The sequence below is a fragment of the Bradyrhizobium sp. genome, assembly GCF_030654605.1.
Lineage (GTDB): Bacteria > Pseudomonadota > Alphaproteobacteria > Rhizobiales > Xanthobacteraceae > Bradyrhizobium.
This window is the reverse complement of the sequence record NZ_JAURXB010000071.1, coordinates 1-2908: the sequence shown is the minus strand read 5'-3', so window position 1 is coordinate 2908 and position 2908 is coordinate 1. Positions and strand designations below refer to the sequence as shown.

Sequence of the window (2908 nt, the reverse complement as noted above, 5' to 3'; positions counted from 1 at the left end):
GCGGTCAGAGCAGGTCGAGCGCGCCGCTTCCAGCTCGCTGCTGAAGAAGCCGGCCGACAAGGACGACTGCGCCGACATGGTGGTCGCGATGTGCCGCACCGAGACCATGACCGGCCAGACCGTCGTGATCGACTCCGGACGGATTTTTCATTAGGACTTGGGCATCGCAAATCGGTATCGCGGCCCATCCTTCGAGACGCATCGCTTCGCGACGCTCCTCAGGATGAGGTTGAACCTGCTGAAACACCACAACCTCATGCTGAGGAGCGAGCGGCGCGAGCGTCTCGAAGCATGGGCAGCAAGCGACCCAGCTCGAGCAATAACCGAGGTTTCGAACGATGGTCGTGTGGTCTCCCTTCAAATTCAACTGCGGACGCGAGATGGCGAACCGGTTTGCGATCGCGCCGCTGACGACCGATTCTTCCCATGAAGACGGCACGGTGACCGAACACGAACTCGAATTCGTCCGGCGGCGCGCGGCCGGCGGATTCGGCGCCACCATTTCTTCCGCCGCCTATGTCGCAGAGGACGGGCGCTCCTGGCAGGGCATAGGCGCGGCACATGACGGACATTTGTCCAGCCTGCAGGCGCTCGCCGGAGCGATGCGTGCCGCGGGAGGTCTTGCGATCCTGCAGATCTATGACGGCGGCCGCATCGCAAAGCCCGAACTGATCGGCGAGCAAACCATGCGCGCGCCTTCCGCCGTCGCATCGTTGCGTCCGGGAGCCCGGACGCCGCGGGCGATGACATCGGACGAGGTCGAAAGCCTGGTTGGCAGCTTTCGCGCGGCTGCCGCCCTCGCCCGAAAGGCCGGTTTCGATGGCGTCGAGATCCACGGCGCCAACCACTACGCGGTGCATCAGTTCTTTTCACCCCGGGCCAATCATCGCGACGATCATTGGGGGGGCACGCTTGCCAAGCGGATGAACTTTCCGCTCGCGGTCGCGCAGGCGGTTCGCGACGCGCTCGGCTCCAAGCTGATCGCAGGATTTCGCGTGACGCCGTTCGAGGCCGAGGCGGACGGCTATACGCTCGATGACGCCAGGCTGCTTTGTGATGAACTGGCCGGGTTGAATCTCGACTACATCTCGGTTTCGCTGGACGATTACCGCAAGAGCCGGCCTCAGCGAGAGACCCGTGTTTACAATGGTCCGGCCGAGGAAATTCCTGTCCCGGCGACAAGTCCAATCACGGAACTGGCCCGCGTCATCGCGGGCCGCTGTGCGGTGATGGCCAGCGGCGGGATCAAGACATCAGGGGATGCCGAGGGCGCGATCGAGATGGGCGCCGATCTGGTTGCGGTCGGACGCGCCGTGGTGGTCGATCCGGAATGGCTTTCCAAGGTTCGAAGCAGGAGCGAAGCATCGATCCTGGCGGGACTGCCCGGGGATGAACGCGAGATAGCGAGTTCCTTGAGCATTCCGCCACGAATGGTCGAATACATGTTGAGCCGTCCGGGCTGGATCCCGCGGCTTTAGGCCTGGCCTTCCCCGGCTGGCACAGATGCCCAATGCCGTCATTGCGAGCGTAAGCGAAGCAATCCATTGCGCAGCCCGCCGAGACGAAAGATGGATTGCTTCGTCGCTCCGCTCCTCGCAATGACGGCCTCGCTGGTCGAGCCGAACGCCACACGTGTTCACGACACTGTTATGCGCGTGTTCGCGCGCTGCGGCGGCGGTTGTTGTATTCTCGGCGGAGCAAACGCACGGTCGCCGGAAGGAACTTGCATGACCACCGTCGTACTCAACCGCCGCAACCTGCTCGCCGCCGGCGGGGCCGTGCTGGCGTCAGGGGTTTCCGGGCTGCTGCTGCCCGCCCGCGCGGAAGGCCTCGCGCCGACCCCTTCGATGCGGGGCGGGACCAACAACTACGCCAGGGGCGCGCCGGTGGTGGCGCGGATCGGCAAGGGGGGCTTCTGGATGACCGGCACCGTGCGCCGCGCCGGCGATGGCGCTCCGCTGGCCGGACAGCGCATCCAGATCTGGGCGCACACCACCGAAGGGCGGGAGAGCGACCCGCACAGCCATGGCGCCACGCTCACCGACAAGGACGGCATGTTCCGTCTCGAGATGCCGCAGATCGTTCCCGTGTTCGGCCAGCCGCACGGGCACCTCGCCTATGACAGCGGTGAATTCAAAGCCGTGTTCCTGCGTCCGGTGATGCGCAGCGCCAGGGATACCGCCCTGGAAGCGCACTTCGTGCTCGAGCCGGCCTGACCGGGTTGCGAACGAGCGGATGGAGACTGGCCCTGACGGCCCTGACCTGGGTCGCCCTTGCGGCGGCTGTCGGCGTGCCGATCGCCGCCGCGGCCTCGAGCCCGCTGCACGCATGGCGCGATCCGGTCTACATCCTGGCCGGGTTCGCGGGGATTATCGCCCTCGGCCTCATGCTGTTTCAGCCGCTGCTGATCGGCGGATACCTGCCGGGACTGCCCGCCCGGTTCGGACGGCGTGCCCATCCCTGGATCGGAGCCGCGCTGGTGGCGGCGGTGCTGACCCACGTCGGCGGACTCTGGATCACCAATCCGCCTGACATGATCGACGCCCTGCTGTTCGCATCGCCGACGCCGTTCTCCCCCTTCGGTGTGATCGCGATGTGGGCCATCTTCGCGGTCGCGCTTCTGGCTGCGCTGCGCCGGCAGTTGGGACTGCGCCTGCGAACGTGGCGCGTCGCCCATATGGTGCTGGCGATCGTCATCGTCGCGGGGAGCGTGGTCCATGGCATCCTGATCGAGGGCACGATGGAGACGGTGTCGAAGGCGGCGCTTTGCGCGCTGGTGCTGGCCGCGACCGTCAAGGTCATGACCGATCTGCGGGCGCGGATAGCACGTAGGGCGGGTTCGCTTTAACCCGCCGAAACATCAACCCCGTCATTGCGAGCGTTAGCGAAGCAATCCAGCTTTACTTCA

General features: G+C 65.7%; 3 protein-coding genes. All 3 read left to right on the top strand.

Annotated elements, in window-relative coordinates; all coding sequences use genetic code 11:
- The first annotated feature begins 338 nt into the window (after nucleotides 1-338).
- The 3 genes from Q7U29_RS06900 to Q7U29_RS06890 all read left to right on the top strand — a co-directional run bounded on the left by Q7U29_RS06900 (nucleotide 339) and on the right by Q7U29_RS06890 (nucleotide 2848).
- Nucleotides 339-1478, top strand: a complete 1140-nt coding sequence (locus Q7U29_RS06900; RefSeq protein ID WP_304739826.1) for a hypothetical protein — start codon at nucleotides 339-341, stop codon at nucleotides 1476-1478.
- Nucleotides 1479-1727: 249 nt separating this feature from the next.
- Nucleotides 1728-2216 carry a Twin-arginine translocation pathway signal gene (locus Q7U29_RS06895; RefSeq protein ID WP_304739824.1) on the top strand — a complete coding sequence of 163 codons (489 nt, stop codon included), beginning with the start codon at nucleotides 1728-1730 and terminating at the stop codon, nucleotides 2214-2216.
- Nucleotides 2217-2290: 74 nt separating this feature from the next.
- Nucleotides 2291-2848: a ferric reductase-like transmembrane domain-containing protein gene (locus Q7U29_RS06890; RefSeq protein WP_304739822.1), complete on the top strand. Its 558-nt coding sequence runs from the start codon at nucleotides 2291-2293 to the stop codon at nucleotides 2846-2848.
- Nucleotides 2849-2908: the final 60 nt, after the last annotated feature.

Excerpts from the sequence above, each read along its gene's own strand:
- Q7U29_RS06900 (WP_304739826.1), top strand. The coding sequence starts at position 339 with ATGGTCGTGTGGTCTCCCTTCAAATTCAACTGCGGACGCGAGATGGCG.
- Q7U29_RS06895 (WP_304739824.1), top strand. The coding sequence starts at position 1,728 with ATGACCACCGTCGTACTCAACCGCCGCAACCTGCTCGCCGCCGGCGGG.